This window comes from Chryseobacterium scophthalmum (assembly GCF_900143185.1).
In the GTDB taxonomy this organism is placed as follows: domain Bacteria; phylum Bacteroidota; class Bacteroidia; order Flavobacteriales; family Weeksellaceae; genus Chryseobacterium; species Chryseobacterium scophthalmum.
In genome coordinates this window covers 972701-990070 of sequence record NZ_FSRQ01000002.1, presented here as the reverse complement: position 1 = coordinate 990070, position 17370 = coordinate 972701, and the positions used below count along the sequence as shown (strand labels likewise).

General features: G+C 33.3%; 22 protein-coding genes. 13 read left to right on the top strand and 9 right to left on the bottom strand.

Annotation, left to right across the window (positions count from 1 at the left end):
- Positions 1 to 59: 59 nt before the first annotated feature.
- Both def and ruvX read right to left on the bottom strand, forming a co-directional pair.
- Positions 60 to 632, bottom strand: coding sequence for a peptide deformylase (gene def, locus BUR17_RS14845; protein WP_074231106.1), 573 nt, complete (start codon positions 630 to 632; stop codon positions 60 to 62).
- On the bottom strand, positions 629 to 1045 hold the full coding sequence (ruvX, locus tag BUR17_RS14840; RefSeq protein ID WP_074231105.1) for a Holliday junction resolvase RuvX: 417 nt from the start codon (positions 1043 to 1045) through the stop codon (positions 629 to 631). Before ruvX ends, def begins: the two co-directional genes overlap by 4 nt.
- A gap of 115 nt (positions 1046 to 1160) precedes the next feature.
- Between ruvX and BUR17_RS14835 the strand changes: the two genes are divergently transcribed.
- The 4 genes from BUR17_RS14835 (at position 1161) to BUR17_RS14825 (ending at position 3784) form a co-directional block, all read left to right on the top strand.
- Positions 1161 to 1637: a SixA phosphatase family protein gene (locus tag BUR17_RS14835; protein WP_074231104.1), complete on the top strand. Its 477-nt coding sequence runs from the start codon at positions 1161 to 1163 to the stop codon at positions 1635 to 1637.
- On the top strand, positions 1618 to 2202 hold the full coding sequence (locus BUR17_RS14830) for an archaemetzincin (protein WP_228418768.1): 585 nt from the start codon (positions 1618 to 1620) through the stop codon (positions 2200 to 2202). Before BUR17_RS14835 ends, BUR17_RS14830 begins: the two co-directional genes overlap by 20 nt.
- Positions 2203 to 2205: 3 nt before the next feature.
- Entirely contained in the window at positions 2206 to 2508 is a 303-nt protein-coding gene (locus BUR17_RS21040) for a zinc metalloprotease (protein ID WP_228418765.1), read from the top strand.
- Between the two features lie 217 nt (positions 2509 to 2725).
- Positions 2726 to 3784 carry a T9SS type A sorting domain-containing protein gene (locus BUR17_RS14825; RefSeq protein ID WP_074231103.1) on the top strand — a complete coding sequence of 353 codons (1059 nt, stop codon included), beginning with the start codon at positions 2726 to 2728 and terminating at the stop codon, positions 3782 to 3784.
- A 54-nt stretch (positions 3785 to 3838) separates the two neighbouring features.
- On the opposite strand, the gene BUR17_RS14820 is transcribed toward BUR17_RS14825, so the two are convergent.
- Entirely contained in the window at positions 3839 to 5380 is a 1542-nt protein-coding gene (locus tag BUR17_RS14820) for a serine hydrolase (protein ID WP_074231102.1), read from the bottom strand.
- 148 nt (positions 5381 to 5528) lie between these two features.
- Here BUR17_RS14820 and BUR17_RS14815 point away from each other — a divergent pair, with 148 nt between their 5' ends.
- The 5 genes from BUR17_RS14815 (at position 5529) to BUR17_RS14795 (ending at position 8473) form a co-directional block, all read left to right on the top strand.
- A complete protein-coding gene (locus tag BUR17_RS14815; RefSeq protein ID WP_074231101.1) occupies positions 5529 to 5978 on the top strand; it encodes a hypothetical protein in 450 nt (149 codons plus the stop codon).
- The gene (locus BUR17_RS14810; protein WP_074231100.1) at positions 5979 to 6476 is read left to right on the top strand and encodes a metallophosphoesterase family protein; all 498 of its coding nucleotides are present in this window, start codon (positions 5979 to 5981) and stop codon (positions 6474 to 6476) included.
- 96 nt (positions 6477 to 6572) lie between these two features.
- Complete coding sequence (locus tag BUR17_RS14805; RefSeq protein WP_074231099.1) at positions 6573 to 7067, top strand: Smr/MutS family protein; 495 nt, start codon at positions 6573 to 6575, stop codon at positions 7065 to 7067.
- An 18-nt stretch (positions 7068 to 7085) separates the two neighbouring features.
- Entirely contained in the window at positions 7086 to 7802 is a 717-nt protein-coding gene (locus BUR17_RS14800; protein ID WP_074231098.1) for a DUF3822 family protein, read from the top strand.
- 71 nt (positions 7803 to 7873) lie between these two features.
- Positions 7874 to 8473 (top strand): RsmD family RNA methyltransferase, encoded by a 600-nt coding sequence (locus tag BUR17_RS14795; RefSeq protein ID WP_074231097.1) that lies wholly within the window; start codon positions 7874 to 7876, stop codon positions 8471 to 8473.
- Between the two features lie 30 nt (positions 8474 to 8503).
- On the opposite strand, the gene murI is transcribed toward BUR17_RS14795, so the two are convergent.
- From murI to BUR17_RS14770, 5 genes are all read right to left on the bottom strand, one after another.
- Positions 8504 to 9334, bottom strand: coding sequence for a glutamate racemase (gene murI, locus BUR17_RS14790; protein WP_074231096.1), 831 nt, complete (start codon positions 9332 to 9334; stop codon positions 8504 to 8506).
- A gap of 108 nt (positions 9335 to 9442) precedes the next feature.
- Positions 9443 to 10567 carry a radical SAM family heme chaperone HemW gene (gene hemW / locus BUR17_RS14785; RefSeq protein ID WP_074231095.1) on the bottom strand — a complete coding sequence of 375 codons (1125 nt, stop codon included), beginning with the start codon at positions 10565 to 10567 and terminating at the stop codon, positions 9443 to 9445.
- Between the two features lie 51 nt (positions 10568 to 10618).
- The gene (locus tag BUR17_RS14780) at positions 10619 to 11569 is read right to left on the bottom strand and encodes a PorP/SprF family type IX secretion system membrane protein (protein WP_074231094.1); all 951 of its coding nucleotides are present in this window, start codon (positions 11567 to 11569) and stop codon (positions 10619 to 10621) included.
- Positions 11570 to 11620: 51 nt separating this feature from the next.
- Positions 11621 to 12688 (bottom strand): RluA family pseudouridine synthase, encoded by a 1068-nt coding sequence (locus BUR17_RS14775; RefSeq protein WP_074231093.1) that lies wholly within the window; start codon positions 12686 to 12688, stop codon positions 11621 to 11623.
- 72 nt (positions 12689 to 12760) lie between these two features.
- Positions 12761 to 13798 (bottom strand): PASTA domain-containing protein, encoded by a 1038-nt coding sequence (locus tag BUR17_RS14770; protein ID WP_074231092.1) that lies wholly within the window; start codon positions 13796 to 13798, stop codon positions 12761 to 12763.
- A 154-nt stretch (positions 13799 to 13952) separates the two neighbouring features.
- Here BUR17_RS14770 and BUR17_RS14765 point away from each other — a divergent pair, with 154 nt between their 5' ends.
- The 4 genes from BUR17_RS14765 (at position 13953) to BUR17_RS14750 (ending at position 16724) form a co-directional block, all read left to right on the top strand.
- Complete coding sequence (locus tag BUR17_RS14765; protein WP_074231272.1) at positions 13953 to 14942, top strand: D-alanine--D-alanine ligase; 990 nt, start codon at positions 13953 to 13955, stop codon at positions 14940 to 14942.
- Between the two features lie 72 nt (positions 14943 to 15014).
- Positions 15015 to 15479 (top strand): pantetheine-phosphate adenylyltransferase, encoded by a 465-nt coding sequence (gene coaD / locus BUR17_RS14760; protein WP_056034859.1) that lies wholly within the window; start codon positions 15015 to 15017, stop codon positions 15477 to 15479.
- Positions 15480 to 15552: 73 nt separating this feature from the next.
- Positions 15553 to 16185 carry a trimeric intracellular cation channel family protein gene (locus BUR17_RS14755; protein WP_074231091.1) on the top strand — a complete coding sequence of 211 codons (633 nt, stop codon included), beginning with the start codon at positions 15553 to 15555 and terminating at the stop codon, positions 16183 to 16185.
- Between the two features lie 5 nt (positions 16186 to 16190).
- Positions 16191 to 16724, top strand: a complete 534-nt coding sequence (locus BUR17_RS14750) for a hypothetical protein (RefSeq protein WP_143747593.1) — start codon at positions 16191 to 16193, stop codon at positions 16722 to 16724.
- A 50-nt stretch (positions 16725 to 16774) separates the two neighbouring features.
- Here BUR17_RS14750 and BUR17_RS14745 read toward each other — a convergent pair whose 3' ends face one another.
- Positions 16775 to 17341: a hypothetical protein gene (locus tag BUR17_RS14745; RefSeq protein WP_074231089.1), complete on the bottom strand. Its 567-nt coding sequence runs from the start codon at positions 17339 to 17341 to the stop codon at positions 16775 to 16777.
- Between the last annotated feature and the right edge of the window lie 29 nt (positions 17342 to 17370).

The following is a 17370-nucleotide window of genomic DNA, read 5'->3' as shown; positions in this document are numbered from 1 at the left end:
TTTTTTAATTTCAGTAAAAGCTATAACGCTTTTTATAATAATATATTTCTTAGTTTAAATTATTTTGGAAATCTCATTTTGTAACCAATAGATACTTCTCCCTGAGTGATCTTTGTAAGTTTTCCTTTTACCAGCTTTTTCTTCAAAGCACTTAAGTGATCGGTGAAAAGGGTCCCTTCAATATGATCATATTCGTGCTGAATTACGCGGGCTCTAATATCGGAAAAAGTTTCGGTATGCTTCACAAAATTTTCGTCATAATATTCGATCAGGATGGTACTTTTTCTTTTCACATCTTCTCTTACATCCGGAATCGAAAGACAACCTTCGTTAAACTTCCATTCTTCGCCAGATTCTTCAAGAATTTGAGCATTGATGAAAACTTTTTTAAAGTCTTTCAGCTCTTCAGCAATATCTTCGTAATCTTCATCTTCTGCCAAAGGCGTAACATCTACGATAAACAATCTGAGATCTAAACCAATCTGAGGTGCCGCCAAACCAATACCGTTTGCCTCGTACATGGTTTCAAACATATTATCGATCAGTTGTTGCAGATCCGGATAATTTTTATCTATCTCTTTTCCCGTTTTTCTTAAAACAGGATCTCCAAAAGCTCTTATTGGTAAAATCATCTTGTTTTTTGTTCTAAAAAATTCTGCAATATGATGGTTGCACTTACTTTATCTATTAATCCTTTTTGTTGTCTTTGTTTTTTATTTTTTCCACTTTGCGAAATAAAAAACGAAGCCATTTTTGAAGTAAATCTTTCATCAAAACGATGAACTTCAATCTGTGGAAATTCTTTTTTAAAGTTTTCTATAAACCCTAAAATATCGGTTTCCACTTCTGAAACATTTCCCTTCAAGTCTGTTGGCAGACCTACTACCACTTCTTCCACACGGTTTTCAACGACGTATTTTTTCAAAAAATCCATCAGAAAACGTGTTTCCACAGTATCAAGACCACTTGCAATAATCTTCATATCATCGGTTGCTGCAACGCCACAACGTGCTTTTCCGTAGTCTATAGCAATGATCTGTCCCATAAGTCTGCAAATTTAAGAAATTTTACTCATTATATTCCTAACACAGTTTTTTTTATAAATCATGTTTTTTATCCGTTAATTTTTGTTTAATTTTATCTTATCCAAACTCAAGACTATGAAGCAACTCATCCTCGTAAGACATGCAAAAAGTGACTGGCCTGAAGAAACTAGCGACTTCGACAGACCTTTGGCAGACAAAGGTTTGCTAGATGCCCTTAAAATGTCTAAATTTCTGAAAAACAACAGCATCGGTATTGATTATTTTATTTCCAGCCCTGCAGTAAGAGCTTTATCTACCTGCAAAATTTTTAATCAAACCTATAATCTAACTTTTGGAACCGACGAAAAACTTTACAATCCTTCTGAAAGTAATTTTCACTCTGTCATTTATGATTTAAATGATGATTTGAATTCTGTTGCGTTTTTCTCCCACAATAATGGCATTTCCAATTTTGCCAATTCTATTTCTGAGGATGTTTTCCATTTTCCGACTTGTGGTGTTGCAGGCTTTCAAATTGATTGTGATTCTTGGTCGCAGTTTGACGGAGCCATTAAAAAGCTTCTTTTCTTTTATGAGCCCGGGAAAATTTAATTCATATTTAAGTTTAATTTATTTACCTCTTCTCATCTTTCTTTTTTCATGTCAAAAGAAAGAATTATCTTATTTTGAAAAGATTGCATTTAATGACGAAGCATTAAAAAATCCTACACCAGAAGAATGGAGATACAATAAAAAAGAAAGTTTTCAGACATTTCAAGACTTTCAAAAATTAAAAAAAATAAAACCGGAAGAAGGAAAGAATACGATTTACCTTCAGCCAATAGGTGAATTTAATATTCTACAGAAGAAACAAATTGAGCTCACAAAACAATATTTAGCCACATACTTTCAACTGGAAACTAAGATTCTCCCTACTTTATCCAATACTATTTTACCAAAATTTGCCATAAGAATTAGAAGCAATAATCAGGAACAGGTTTTAGCCAGTTATATTCTTGACAGCATTTTAGTAAAGAAAAAACCTAAAGATGCAGTTGTTCTGATGGGAATCACTGAAAAAGACCTTTTCCCAAGACCTGAATGGAATTATGTTTTCGGGCTTGCTTCCTATGAAAATGGAGTTGGCGTTACCTCGATGTTCAGATTTTATGATTGAAATTTGACAGAAGCAAACTTTAATAAAAGTCTCGAAAGATTACTGAAAATAAGTTCACATGAAATTGGTCATATGTTTGGAATAAGCCATTGCCTGAATGCAAATTGCGTAATGAATGGAACAAATAATCTTACCGAGACAGATTCGCATTTTGCAAGAGCCTGCTCTCTTTGCCAACAAAAGCTGAATTCAAGTTTAAAATATAATAATCAAAAACGTTTGATTGAGTTAAGAGATTTCTTCGAAAATCAAGGTCTTAATCGAGAATTTTCAAGAGCAGAAGCTGATTTTAAAGTTTTAAAATAGTTTTTATCACACTTAGATTTTCTATTCTGAAAATTGGATGGCAACCCAAAATCATTTGAGTTTATTTATAAAAACTGATTAATAACAATATTATTATTTTGTTATTTCTCTTTCTTTGAATGCAACCGACTGCACATTTTCCGGTTGCGAATAAAACAATTAAGTTTGTCTAAATTTTATTTATTCTAAATAAAGTACAATTTAAAATCCTATTATTATGCACAGACAAATTTATTTATTGGTCACTTTCTTTCTATTATTAGGAAGCAAAACTTATTCACAAACCTCAATAAGCGTATTTCAAGACAATTTAACAACACCTAACCCGATGATTACGGATGGTAACGATTTGTATGTTGGTTACTATTATTCAGATAAAGTTGTGAAGTTTGATCTTACCAATCCAAATACTCCTCCAATTGATGTAGCAACGGGAGTAAACAGACCTTACGGATTAGCAATAAAAGATAACATGCTCTATATTTCAGAATTCGGAGGTAACAAAATTTCCAAAGTAAATTTAACAAATCCAAATCCGGTTCCCGAAATCGTAATATCTAATGTAAACAGCCCGATAGGTCTTGAGTTTATCGGAAATGATTTATATGTAGCATTGGAAGGAGATAATAAAGTTGCCAAAATAGATGTTACTCAAACTTCACCTCAATTAATAGATGTTACTTATGTTTCAAGTCCTTTTGAGATTGAGGTAGTTGGTAGCCAACTTTACATTACCGAAAGATTTGCCGGAAGGCTTGTAAGATTCGAACTCAATAACAGTTCTGCAACAAATGTGATAGTCGCTCAAGGATTGAGCTATCCTTCAGGTCTTACATCAAATGGAAAGCAATTATTTATAGCGGAAGCAGGAGCTTCAAAAATTTCAAAAATCAGCACTTCTGTTTTGAACCCAACAGTTTCTGATGCTGTAACGTCTAGCTTATTAGATTATCCTTCAGGATTATTAATGCACGATAACATCATGTATATTACAGATTTTTTTGCCAATGCTATATTTAAAGTAGATCTAGCAAATCTTTCTGTTTCAGAGTTCAGCTCAATTGGTCCAAAAGATATAAAAATTTATCCTAATCCTGCGATTGACAAGCTAAACGTTTACAACGCTCCATCAAAAGAATATCAAATATTTGACATGAGGGGCAGACTCATCAATTCAGGAACATTCGAAAGGAATTCTATCAATGTAAGCCATCTTTCTTCAGGAAATTACATTCTAAAAACTGGAGAAATCACTAAGAAGTTTATCAAGAAATAATTTAATAAAAAAGAGGCTGCAAAAACAGCCTCTTTTTATATTCGTTGATTGATATTATTTTCTTCTCAAATCCAGATCGTCAAAATCAAAACTAAAATCTGTAATATCTGAAATCGCTTTCATTTTTGCAGATTCTGCTTTCCCGTTTTCATCGTAGCTAAAAATAAGATACGCATCGGCATCATAACTTCTGTCGTCCCATTTGATGATAAAAGTATTGTTTGAAAAAGGAAGCAATTCCCCTTTCAGTCTTGGAGAATTTTTACAAAAAATCCTGTAAGTATTTCCCTGTTGAGCAATTTCAACATCACCAAACCATACATCATTGTACTTTCCGACAAACTGTTCTGCTTTAGGCTGAAGATTTTTATCTTTTTTAAATGCATCAGATTTTGCAAAAGCTTCTTTCTTTTGCTTATTGTATTCAGCTTCCACTTTCTGCATTCTTTCACCATAAGTTTTCAGCCAATTTCTATCCGCAATTCCTAAATAAGAATCTTTTACCGTATTTGTAATCGTGTTGAAGGCTGCACCAGATTGTTGGTTCGTTAAAACCACAATTCCTAATTTCATATCCGGAATTAAAGTAAACTGCGTTACTGTTCCAATCAATCCACCTGTATGCTGAACTTGTTTATGACCTTTTACATCGCTTAAGAACCAACCTAAACCGTATCCATAGAAACTTGTATCATAAGGATTTTTCATCGCTACTCTGTCAGGAATCTGCAAACTCCAAAGCTGTTGAATATTTTTATCTGAAACTAATTTCTTTCCGTCTTTCGTTGTGAATCCATTTAAAAGAAATTCTGCCCAAGTCGTCATGTCTTTAATGTTACTCATAATTCCACCCGCTGCATTGGCTGTTTCGTTCCAGTCGTGAGGAACTGCAATTGCTTTTCCATCAACAGGAGCGTGTGCATCAATTTTATTAGCAACAGCTTTTGCTCTGTTGTAACTTCCGAAACTTGAATTCATTCCGACAGGTTTCATAATTCTCTGTTCGATAAAATCTACCCAGCTCAAACCGGAAACTCTGTGAATAACTTCTCCGGCAACAATAAACATAATGTTATTATAATCTAAAGTCGTTCTGAAAGGATTTTCAGGTTTTAAATATCTTACATTGTGTACAATATCGTTCACCGTAAGATTTCCACCTTCAGGAAAAAACATCAAATCTCCTTGTCCCAAACCTAAACCGGCTCTGTGGGTTATCAAATCTTTAATCGTTACATTTTGAGAAACATATGAATCATACATTTGAAATTCAGGAATGTATTTTGAAACTTTATCGTCCCAGTTCAGTTTTCCTTCGTCTGCCAAAATCGCCAAAGCAACACAAGTGAAAGCCTTAGAATTAGAAGCAATACCCACCAAAGTTGTATCATCCATCGGTTGTTTTGTGGTTAACGAACGTACTCCAAAACCTTTAGAGTAAATCATTTTTCCATCTTTGATAACACCAACAGACATTCCCGGAACATCGAAAGTTTTTAAAGTATTCTGAATGAGTTCGTCTAATTTTTTTTCTTCAACCTGCGCAAAAGAGATAAAAGAAACTAAAAGAAAGAATAAAGATAAGTTATGCTTCATTATTTTTAAATTTCCCCAAATTTAATCAATTCAGCAGAATTAAATTCCCATTTCATCAATACTTAAAATTTAATAAAAATAAATTGCTTCTATAAAAAATCTGATTATAACAATTAGCATTTTTATATTTGCAAAAAAAACCATTAAAATGATTACAAAAAAATTATTGACATTCTCATTGTTAGTATTGAGCTTTAATTTTTACTTTACTCAGGAAGTCGAGATTAAAGATGATAAAGTTTTGCTTGATGGAAAACAAATTTTGAAAGCAGAAAAAATCAACATGGTTGAATATTCATTTTACAATCTGAAAAGTGACGATGAAATATTGCTTTACAGACAAATGGATAATGAAACATCAAGGTATCAAGATGATGATTATTATGTACTGAATTTTCTGACCGAAAAAGTAAAAGTAGAGTCTAATGATTTTTATAAAATTGCAAGTTTTATGAATTCTAAAAAGTCTATGGAAAAACTTATAAAATGGCTTTTGAAAGAAAAAGTACTTACAAATGATGGAGAATTGAATCCGGATCGTCTTGCCATCTTCAAAGAGAAATATGACCAAAACATTACTGAAAGAACAATAAGATAAATGACCAAAATCCTTCTCCTCTCCGATTCTCACTCTTATATTGATGACCGAATTTTAGATTACGCAAAACAGGCCGATGAAATTTGGCATTGTGGAGATTTTGGAAGCTTTGAAATTATCGAACAGCTTGAAAAAATTAAACCTTTAAAAGGAGTTTGGGGAAATATTGACAATGCGAAAATACGAACTGAATTTCCTGAAGTAAATCGCTTTTTTTGTGAAAATGTAGAGGTTTTAATGATTCATATTGGTGGTTATCCCGGAAAATATACTCCTTTAGCCAAGAAAGAGATTTCAGAAAAAGCTCCGAAACTATTTATTTCAGGGCATTCTCATATTCTGAAGGCGATGTATGATGATAAAAATAAATTATTACATCTAAATCCTGGAGCGTGCGGAAAACAAGGTTGGCATAAAATGAGAACGATGATGCAGTTTGTAATTGATGGAGAAGAAATAAAAGATTTGGCTGTGATTGAATTAGGACCAAAAGTTTAATTTAAAAACACAAATATCACGAATGTTTTCACTAACAACACTAGAAAATTGTGAAAACTCGTGCTAAAAATTTGTGCAGATTAGTGTTTAAAACATATGAAAATTGGCAATAAAGTTTCGGTAGTAGATGAAGATTTAAGCGGAGTGATTACTTCGGTGAATGGAAATATTGTGGTTTTTAAAGACGAATACGGTTTTACTTATCAATATCCGAAAGAAAAACTGGTTCCGAAAGATGCTGAAATTTATGAAAATATTAAAATCATAAAAAAAGCAGAACCTAAAAAAGTAGTTTCTAAAAAGCATGATAAAAATCCTTTAATTTTAGATCTTCATTTTGAAAACTTAGTTAAAAATCCTCATGATTACGATAGTTTCGAAAGGTTGTTTCTGCAAAAGGAAAAATTGATTCAAACGATTAATTTCTGTAGAAAAAATCATTTAAAAAGACTTGAAATTGTACATGGAATCGGCGACGGAACTTTACAGAGAATGGTTTTTGATGTTCTTGAAAGCCAAACAGGTCTGGATTTTTACAATAAGGAAATACTTCATCATCAATCGGGTGCGGTAATGGTAGAATTTCACTAAATTTGCAACAATTGTAATATGAACGTACTAAATTTACTTTTTACCAAAGACGGACTGATCTACCAAATCATCAAAAACAAAAGTGTTTTGGAGGAAAAGTCTTATTTCGTAGACGAAGAATCGCCAAAGGATTTCATCTCCGGAAAACTAGAAGAAGCATTGCTAAAACAGAGATATGACGAAATTTCTGTAGTTTCTGCGCTGAATCATTTTACTTTAATGCCCGAAGGTTTTGAAGATCACGACTCGGGATATGATTTGATCGCCTTCAACGCACCTGTTGATAAAGAAAATACAGAACTGATGCTTTCTGTCAACAAAAAGTTTAAGCTACAGTTTTATTATACTTTTCCAAAAGAATTTTATAATAAAATAAAAGACATTTCAGTTCCGGTAAAATTTAATTTTTCGGGAGAGAAATTTTTAAACTCAATCAACAATAAGAATAATAAAGAAATTCACATCAATCTTTATCATAACCAATGTGAGTTTTTTGCGATTTCAAATAAAAAAATCATCTTATATAACAACCTGGATGTTAATTCGGAAGTAGATTTTCTTTATTTTGTGATGTTCACTTTAAGTAAAATTGGTTTTGGAATAAACGACACTTATTTTTACGTGTATGGTGAAACCACAGAAAACGAAACATTTATCTCTGAACTTCAGAAATTTGTAAAAAATCTGAAAGTTGTTTTTGATAATATCCCGAATAAGAATTTTATCCTTAATTAGGTTGCAGGATGCAGATTTTAGGATTTAGTTTCTACTGCTCCCTTTCACCTACCATCTAAAACCTAACAAAAATGTACAGAATAATTTCCGGTAAATGGAAAGCAAAAAAAATAGCCGCTCCCAAAAACTTTGACGTAAGACCAACAACCGATTTTGCTAAAGAAGCACTTTTCAGTATTTTGGAAAACACTTATGACATGCAGTCGATTTCCGTTCTTGATCTTTTTGCAGGAATTGGTTCTATTACTTTTGAATTTGCTTCAAGAGGTTGCCAAGATGTGACTTCGGTTGAAATGAACCCAAAACATACGTCTTTCATCAATGCTACCGCTTCAGAACTGGATATGAGTTTGCAGGTAAATACGCAAAGAGGCGATGTTTTTGACTGGCTTAAAAAATTCAGAAATAATAAATCTTACGAAATCGTTTTTGCTGATGCTCCTTTTGAAACTGAGGAAAAAAAGTATCACGAATTGCTTTCTTTAGTTTTAAAAAATAAATATCTGAAACCTAATGGAGTTTTAATTGTGGAACATCAAAGCAGATTAAAGCTTGATCATCCGAATTATAAATTCACCAGAAAATACGGAAATGTAAGCTTTAGTTTTTACGAGCCTTATCAGGAAACTGAAATGGAAGCAGAAACCGAAAACAGCGATGTAACAGAATAAAAAAAGACTCATAAAGAGTCTTTTTTTATTTTATAATACTTTCAATTCTAAATCGATGGTCTTGCCAAAGAATTTCTTGGAGATTTTTTCGAAATTCTTGGTAATATCCGAAAGGTAAAATTTGTAATTCGGCTTCGGATTATTATCATTCAAAAGATGATATTTATCTAGAATAATCGTCAAATGATTGGCTACAATATTCGGTGAATCAATCACACGAACGCGGTTTCCGTAATATTGTTTGATCTCGTCGATCAAAAGCGGATAATGCGTACAACCCAAAATCAACGTTTCAATATTCTTCAATTTAGTATTACTAAGATAATTATAAATAATAGAATGTGTGATCGGATGATTTTTAAAACCTTCTTCAATCGCAGGAACCAAAAGCGGAGTCGCCAATTCATCAACTTTAATAAACTTATTATGCTTACGGATGCTTTTCTTGTACAAACCAGAATTCACCGTTGCTTTCGTTGCAATAACCCCCACATTATTATGAATTTCATAGGCAACTTTCTCGGCAACAGGATTAATAACGTCAATTACGGGAACTTTCCCGGCAACCGACAGCATCACTTCCTTCAAAGCATTTGCTGTAGCCGTATTACAGGCAATCACAATCGCTTTGCAGTTTTGCTCTAACAGGAAATTAGAAATTTTCGTAGAATATTCTATAATCGCTTCTTTAGATTTTTCACCATAAGGAAGATGTTTGGTGTCTCCAAAATAAATAAGATCTTCATTCGGAAGAAGTCTTTTTATTTCTTTGGCAACCGTTAAACCTCCCACTCCACTATCGAAAATTCCGATAGGTTGTTTTGACGAAAGATGCGAATAGTTTTGTTTTTTAGTTTTCAAACGATGTGAAATTTAATACAAAAATAGTGAAATTGTTGGATGATGGAAGTCGGATGTTGGAAGTTTTTCACAAACACATCTTCCAACCTCAAGCTTCAGACTTCCAGCCTAGACAATAAATAAATCAGAGGCAATTCCGTCTGCCATAAACCAATGTTTTTTAGGAATTATAAGGTGATTATTTTCAATTTTTAAAATACCTTCTTCTATTTTATGCTGAATTTCTTTATTAAATTTATCTAAAATATTTTCAGAAAACTTTTGGTTTAAACTTTCTAAATCCACTCCCCAAATCGTCCTTAAACCAATCATAATCATCTCATTAAACTGATCCTGTTGAGAAAGAATTTCGGTTTCTTTGGCTAAAATATTTGAATTTAATTTCTTGATGTACTGTTGGTTGTTGGCAACATTCCAGCTTCGCACATCATTTCCGTTGTAAGAATGTGCGGAAGGGCCAATTCCCAAGTATTCCTGATATTTCCAATACGCAGAATTGTGTCTTGAATAAAACCCTTCTTTGGCAAAATTGGAAACTTCATAATGATCAAAACCATGATCTTTCAGAAAATCAACCATGTAATAAAACTCACGGTTTTGCTCTTCTTCTTTAGGGTTTGCAACTTTTCCTTTCGAAACCCAGTTCTCTAAAGCTGTTTTCGGCTCAACCGTTAAAGCATAAGACGAAATATGTGGAATTTCAAGCGCAATGGTTTTATTTAAATTTTCCTTCCAGATTTCCAGATTGGAAGTTGGCGAACCGTAAATTAAATCAATACTTAAATTTTCAAATCCGAAATCCTGCGCTCTTTTAATTGAACCTTCTGCTTCAGATGCGTTATGTGCACGATTCATCAGTTTTAAATCTTCATCAAAAAAACTTTGAGTTCCGATAGACAAACGATTAACCGGAGAATCTGATAATCCTTTTAAAAACTGAGAATTCAGATCATCGGGATTGGCTTCTAAAGTAATTTCGATATCATTATTAAAATTGAAATGTTTTAAAACCTCATCAATTAAAGATTTAATTTCATCTGCAGAAAGTACAGAAGGAGTTCCTCCGCCAAAATAGAGAGACTGCAAATTTTTATTCTGAAGTTCGTCTTTTCTAAGGAAAATTTCCTTTTTCATCGCATCCAGCATTTCATCTTTAAAATTCAAAGAAGTGGAAAAATGAAAATTGCAATAGCTGCATTTCTGTTTGCAGAAAGGGATGTGAATGTAAATCATAAAAAAAGCCCTGAAAAATTTCAGAGCTCAAATTTATTTAAATTAAATTGATTAATATCTAAATCCTCTATGATTAATAAAGTTATCGAAGTTATAACCAACTCCAAGCATGAAGCTGTTTCCTCCATAAGTCTGAATATCAGACATTCCAAGGTTGTAAGTAGCACCAATCATAAATTTGTTGAATCTTACTTTTACCACTGGAGAAACACTTAGTTCCTGATTATCAAATCTGTTTTGAACAGCTCTGTAGCTCACCCCAAAAGAGAATGCGTTGATATCGTTAGAGAATGTAGCCATCAAGTTGAAGTCTGTCATTCTTGTAGAATTGGTATTTAAATTTACCAAAACTGAAGGAGTAATTGCAATATTGTCTGCAATCTTCCAGTCGTAACCTAAGTTTAAGAAAAACTTGATTGGAGAAGGTTCATAATTGTTTACAATAGATTCATCATTGCTTAATGCGATATCATTTACGGAAACACCCCCGAAAATCCCTCTATAAGTAGCTGCTAAACCGAAGTTTGCATATGCCATAAAGATATTACTTTCATTACCTTGCAATAATGGGTCGTAACCGTCTTCAGTATTGATTTTTGAGTAATCAAAATTCATATTGTAGAAGTTAACACTTGTACCAAAAGAAAACTGATCTTTTCTCTCCCCTTCACTACTTAGTGGGATGAAATAAGATGCACCAGCTGTAATACCTCCAGCTGAAATAGGACCGTTGCTATCTCTAAAAACGGAAATACCCGCTCCTACTCTGTCAAAAATATTCGCGTTAATCCCTACAGACTGCACGTTTGGAGACTCGCTGAATTTTGAAAATTGTTGTTGATAGTTTAGGTTAAGTTGTACGTAGTCTGTTTTACCGTATTGTGCAGGGTTGAACAGGAACTCACCATCCAAAAGATATTGTTGATAGTATGGTAGTGATTCTTGTGCTTTGTATGCATTCGACAAAAGAGCTAAACATACGATAGCATATAGTTTTCTCATAACAAATCTTGATTTCAATTCAACAAATATAAAAAAAATCTCAATATATTTTTAGTTTTCTAAATAATTTCTCCATTTTTTTACAGCATCCGCCATATCTTGAGGCATTGGGCTCTCAAAATACAATTCCTTTTTCGTGGTTGGATGTATAAACCCTAAAGTATGGGCGTGAAGTGCATGTCTAGGTAAAACATCGAACACATTTTTTATAAAGTGCTTATACTTAGGAAGATTAACTCCTCTCAAAGCAACATTTCCTTCATATCTCTCGTCATTAAACAATGTATGACCGATATGTTTAAAATGTGCTCTGATTTGATGCGTTCTTCCGGTCTCAAGCTTACATTCTACCCAAGTCATATATTTGAAACGCTCTAAAACTTTATAATGGGTAACGGCATGCTTTCCTTGGCTTCCATCAACATAAGTGTACATCTGCATTCTGTTTTTAGGATGCCTTCCGATGTGCCCCGTAATGGTACCTTCATCGGCCTTCACATTACCCCAGACAAAAGCCCAATACAGACGCTTCGTTTTTCTTTCAAAAAATTGTTTGGCAAGAAAGCTTAAAGCATACTCAGTTTTGGCAATTACCAAAAGTCCAGATGTATCTTTATCTATTCTGTGAACCAAACCTACTCTGTCTAAATCTGATTTCTGGCCATTTTTCTGGAAATGAAAAGCCAAAGCATTCACCAAAGTTTTATCCCAGTTTCCAAATCCTGGGTGAACCACCATTCCAGGTTCTTTGTCTACAACAATCAAATCGTCATCTTCATAGACTATATTAATAGGAATATCTTGCGGAACAATAACGTTTTCACGAGGTGGATGCGTTAGTAAAACAGAAATCTGATCTCCCGGTTTTACTCTATAATTCTGCTTTACAGGATTTCCGTTAACCACGACATTTCCGGCACGGCAAGTCTGCGAAATTTTATTTCTTGAAGAATTTTGCCTGAAGTTAAATAAAAACTTATCTATTCTTAAAGGTTCCTGATTGCCATCAACTGTAATATTAAGATGCTCATAAAGACCTTTATTTTCATCATCAATGTCAACACTGTTATTGGCATCTAAAAATTCTTCGTCTAAAAAATCCTCGTTATCTTCTGTCATTGCTTTATCTATATAAAAGGCTTCAACATAATTAAAGTTGAAGCCTTTTTTTATTTTAAATTAAAAATCAATTTATATAATTACCTTTTTAGCTTTAGGCTTTTCTGTTGCAGGAGTTGTCGTCGATGCACCAGATTTTGGTTTATCACCTGTAGTTGCAGGTTTTGTTGAAGTTCCATTTGCTTTTGGCGTCTCAGTTTTTGGAGTTTCCTTTTTCTGAGGTGCAGGAGCCGGAACCGGATCATTGATCGGTGGTGGATCCTGGAAATTAGGAACTTCGTCATATCTTACCGGAGGCAAAGTAGTATCTACTCTCATACGGTAAGTAGAATTAAGTATTTCTATTTTCCCACGTAGTTCGGCAGGTGTTTTTTTACTTGCCCAAAGATCAATCTGCATTCCCTGATCTCGCGCATCTCCCGATGCCGGATCTTGGTAGTACACAATATCTGAATCATCATTTCCACCATCTTCATGATCTACAAGACCAACTTCAAAAAGATTTCTTGCAATCAAAGCTTTCGCTTCTTTCACCGTTAATCCCACAACATTTGGAATGGCAATATTTCGCATAGGACCAGATCCTACCACAACATCAATCACTGAGAATCTTGGAATTTTAGTTCCCGGTTTTATAGAATTTCCTTTAAATAAAATTCTTAAAACAGCATCTTTCTGAATGCTCGGTTCATAAATAGTATCATTAACCTTCAAGCCTACCTGTTCCAATCTTTGGAAAGCCAATCCTGAATATTTATTGATAACATCAGGAACAGCAACCGGAGCCCAGCTTTTAGGATTAACCATCAGCTGAATCGCTCTTCCGTCTTTTACACGGGATCCAGGAGAAGGATAAACCTTTAAAACCTGAAGCGGTCTGTATTTAGGGTTGTAAGCTGCACTATCAACTTCATAGTCGAGTCCTGCATCTTCTAATATTTTTACAGCGTCGTGCACTGATTTGTTGACAACATTAGGAACAGGAATTTCCTGCCCATGATTGGTGTGGTACTCCAACCAACGGAAAGTAAGCCATACCAATCCTACGAAAATACCGATGGCTACTAATAAATTGAGTAAAACTTTCCAGTTGAAAAGTGATTTAAGCATACTTAAAAATACTTTAATAATAACGACAAAGATAATTAATAATTTTATATTGAAGTTTTTATTTAGCAGATTTCATTTTTGCTTTCAAAAAAATCAAAATTCATTTATTTCAATATATAAAATGTTTAAATTTGCCTTTATTGATAATATGGATATGAGCAAAAAACACGTTGCCGTAGTTATGGGAGGCTATTCTGACGAATATAAAGTTTCTCTGAAAAGTGGCCAGTTAATATATGATTCTTTAGACAGAGACCTTTATCATGTCTATAAAGTGGTTATTCTGAAAGAAGAATGGTATTTTCTGGATGAAAATGAAAATAAAAAACCCATCAACAAAGGTGATTTTTCAGTCACTTTAGATAATAATGAAGTTCTGAAATTTGATGCATGCTTCAATATCATCCACGGAACTCCGGGTGAAAACGGAATTCTTCAGGCGTATTGGGATGCTATAGGACAGAAATATACCGGTTGCGATTTCTACCAAAGCGCATTAACCTTCAATAAAAAAGATACTTTAGCGGTACTTTCAAAATATGGAATTCCTTCTGCAAAAAGTGTTTATTTAAGAAAAGGAGAAGATATTAATGTTGACAAAATTATTAATGAATTAGGACTTCCTGTATTTGTAAAACCTAATCAGTCGGGTTCTTCACTGGGAATTTCTAAAGTAAAAGACAAATCTGAACTCATCACTGCAACCGAAATCGCTTTTAAAGAAGATGATGAAATTTTAATTGAAAGTTTCCTTGATGGAATGGAAGTTTCTGTGGGAGTGATTGATTTTAAAGGTGAAACCATCGTTTTAGGAATTACAGAAATTGTTCCTACAAACGAATTTTTCGATTACGAAGCCAAATACGAAGGCGCTTCAGAAGAAATTACTCCGGCAAGAATAGATGCCGAAACCACAAAAAGAGTGGAAGAAATTGCAAAAAGAGCTTACAATTCTCTTGGAATGAGTGGTTTTTCGAGGAGTGAATTTATTTTAATGGGTGGAATTCCTTACATGCTTGAAATGAATACCAACCCAGGGTTTTCTCCGGCAAGCATTCTTCCTCAACAGGCAAAAATTTATGGAATTTCAATCAAAGATCTTTGTGGAAACGAGGTTGAGAAAGCTTTACAAAAGAGAAACTAGATATTAGAAGTTAGAAATTAGAGTAAAAACAACTCATAATTGATAACCCATAACTTATAACTTTATTTGCGCATGAAAATTGCTGTTTTTCCGGGGTCTTTTGATCCGATTACTTTAGGACATTATGATATTATCGAAAGAGCAGCTGCGCTTTTCGACAAAGTAATTATCGCTATTGGTCAGAATTCTCAGAAGAAATATATGTTTCCGCTTGAAAAAAGAATGGAATTCATACAAAATTCGGTAGCCGAATTTCCCAATGTGGAAGTTGATCATTTTGAAGGCTTAACCGTTGATTATTGCTTTGAAAAAAATGCTCAGTTTATTTTAAGAGGCTTAAGAAATCCTGCCGATTTCGAATTTGAAAAGGCAATTGCTCATACCAACAGAACCTTGGCTCATAAAAAACTCGAAACTGTTTTCCTCTTGACTTCATCAGGAAAATCATTTATCAGCAGCAGCATCGTAAGAGAAATCATAAACCACGGTGGCGAATATGAACTTTTGGTTCCTGAAGCGGTAAGAGTAGAAAAATAAATGATAGATGGTAAGAGATTAATGATTTCAGACATTCAATCTTTTATCATTTATCTAAAATCATTTATCAAAGATGCACGAACAAATCAATTTTGCAATAGAAATTCTTGGTACGATATCGTTTTCGATGTCGGGAAGTTTTGCAGCAATGCAGAAAAGACTTGATCCGTTCGGAGTTTTGATTATTGCCTTCGTAACATCTGTTGGTGGAGGAACAGTGAGAGATTTATTGCTCGACATTCCTGTTTTTTGGATGCACGATCTTTTGATGTGTGGCGTGATTTTAATAACCTCTATTTTTTCGATGGTTTTTAAATCAATCGAGAAAAACTTTAAAGTGACTTTATTTATTTTCGATAGCTTCGGATTGGGATTATTTACCATCATCGGAGTTCAGAAAGGTTTAAACGCAGACATTCATCCTTTAATCTGTATCGGACTTGGAACTATTACCGGTTGTTTCGGCGGAATTATCCGGGATATTTTACTCAATAGAATTCCTTTAATTTTTCGAAAAGAAATTTATGCAAGCGCCTGTATTATTGGTGGAGCGATATTCTTGTTATTGACTACTTTCACAGGTCTGTCTTATACAATTATTCAGATTTTTACAATTTTATTGATTGTTGCCATTAGAACATTAGCTGTAAAATATCATTGGCAAATGCCTAAATTTTATGGTTACAATAATGATGCTGAAATGTAAACTTTGTGAAAAAAGCAACCTTTTTATTAGCTTTATCCATACTATTTTCTTGTAATAATGAAAGTAAGTTCGACTTGGAAAAAGACCTCTATCAATTTTCAGAAAAAATGGAAAATGGAGATACCTTGGAGGTTTATGTTAATCTTTCAGCATGTATGTATGCTGCATCTGAGAGATATAATTTCGTGAAAGAAAATGACACCTTATATTTAGAAACCCATTCCGAGATAAGTTCATTTGAAAAGCAGCAACAAACTTTACCCAAAATCATTTATCCTTTTAAGCTCAACAATTCTCTTTCTTTTGAAAATTATTTTAAATATTTAAAAACCGAAAATAGAGCTAATCGGGAATATGTTTCACCCTTGGTAACAGTTTATTATCCTAATAAAAATCAAAGACAATATTTCAATGATGACGGTTTAGGTGATAAGTTCACGAAATTGGACAAACTCTCTTTAATTAGAAAAAAACTTTATCCCAATGACAAATTCTTTGAAACGCCAGAACCTCCTCCTCCACCTCCGTCCAGAAAATAAAAAATGCGCACTAAAATCAATTAGTGCATTTTTTATTATTTTATATGTTATTAAAACTTCCCTCTATTTCTCATATTAGGATTGTGCATATGCTTTTGCATGGTTGGCATTTTCAGCTGGTCTTTCAGCATTTTGATCTGATCGGCCATCATTCCTGCAGAATCTAATCTTTTTGCTTCTTCCAAAAGTTTTTGTCCTTCCTGTCTTCTTCCTTTAGAAATTGCTCCGGCTGCCAAATTAAGCGTTGCCATTGCACGGTCATGTTTCATATTCAAACCATAATCCAAAGCTTTTTTCATCAAAGGTTCTACTTGTGTAGGATGTTCCTGAGCTAAAACCAAACCTTGTAAATAATGATAATATCCGTATTGGTTTTTATGAAGTTCAGTTTTATAATCTTTAATATTATTTAAAAACTTTGAAGCTTTAATCATGTCTTGTTTTCTCAACTGCCAAAAAGCTAAAAGAATATTTTCATTCTTAAAAAATAAGAAAATTGGCAATGCAGCCAAAAGGAAAATTACAATTCCCCAGCCTAAATTTCTTGTAAAAAACATCATATAAAGACCTCCAATAATCAGAAGTGCTGCAACTATGATTTTTATGTACTTATTCATTATTAAATTTTAGAAGTGCAAAGATAGGA

Excerpts from the sequence above, each read along its gene's own strand:
- def (WP_074231106.1), bottom strand. The coding sequence starts at position 632 with ATGATTTTACCAATAAGAGCTTTTGGAGATCCTGTTTTAAGAAAAACG.
- ruvX (WP_074231105.1), bottom strand. The coding sequence starts at position 1,045 with ATGGGACAGATCATTGCTATAGACTACGGAAAAGCACGTTGTGGCGTT.
- BUR17_RS14835 (WP_074231104.1), top strand. The coding sequence starts at position 1,161 with ATGAAGCAACTCATCCTCGTAAGACATGCAAAAAGTGACTGGCCTGAA.
- BUR17_RS14830 (WP_228418768.1), top strand. The coding sequence starts at position 1,618 with ATGAGCCCGGGAAAATTTAATTCATATTTAAGTTTAATTTATTTACCT.
- BUR17_RS14825 (WP_074231103.1), top strand. The coding sequence starts at position 2,726 with ATGCACAGACAAATTTATTTATTGGTCACTTTCTTTCTATTATTAGGA.
- BUR17_RS14820 (WP_074231102.1), bottom strand. The coding sequence starts at position 5,380 with ATGAAGCATAACTTATCTTTATTCTTTCTTTTAGTTTCTTTTATCTCT.
- BUR17_RS14815 (WP_074231101.1), top strand. The coding sequence starts at position 5,529 with ATGATTACAAAAAAATTATTGACATTCTCATTGTTAGTATTGAGCTTT.
- BUR17_RS14810 (WP_074231100.1), top strand. The coding sequence starts at position 5,979 with ATGACCAAAATCCTTCTCCTCTCCGATTCTCACTCTTATATTGATGAC.
- BUR17_RS14805 (WP_074231099.1), top strand. The coding sequence starts at position 6,573 with ATGAAAATTGGCAATAAAGTTTCGGTAGTAGATGAAGATTTAAGCGGA.
- BUR17_RS14800 (WP_074231098.1), top strand. The coding sequence starts at position 7,086 with ATGAACGTACTAAATTTACTTTTTACCAAAGACGGACTGATCTACCAA.
- BUR17_RS14795 (WP_074231097.1), top strand. The coding sequence starts at position 7,874 with ATGTACAGAATAATTTCCGGTAAATGGAAAGCAAAAAAAATAGCCGCT.
- hemW (WP_074231095.1), bottom strand. The coding sequence starts at position 10,567 with ATGATTTACATTCACATCCCTTTCTGCAAACAGAAATGCAGCTATTGC.
- BUR17_RS14780 (WP_074231094.1), bottom strand. The coding sequence starts at position 11,569 with ATGAGAAAACTATATGCTATCGTATGTTTAGCTCTTTTGTCGAATGCA.
- BUR17_RS14775 (WP_074231093.1), bottom strand. The coding sequence starts at position 12,688 with ATGACAGAAGATAACGAGGATTTTTTAGACGAAGAATTTTTAGATGCC.
- BUR17_RS14770 (WP_074231092.1), bottom strand. The coding sequence starts at position 13,798 with ATGCTTAAATCACTTTTCAACTGGAAAGTTTTACTCAATTTATTAGTA.
- BUR17_RS14765 (WP_074231272.1), top strand. The coding sequence starts at position 13,953 with ATGAGCAAAAAACACGTTGCCGTAGTTATGGGAGGCTATTCTGACGAA.
- coaD (WP_056034859.1), top strand. The coding sequence starts at position 15,015 with ATGAAAATTGCTGTTTTTCCGGGGTCTTTTGATCCGATTACTTTAGGA.
- BUR17_RS14755 (WP_074231091.1), top strand. The coding sequence starts at position 15,553 with ATGCACGAACAAATCAATTTTGCAATAGAAATTCTTGGTACGATATCG.
- BUR17_RS14745 (WP_074231089.1), bottom strand. The coding sequence starts at position 17,341 with ATGAATAAGTACATAAAAATCATAGTTGCAGCACTTCTGATTATTGGA.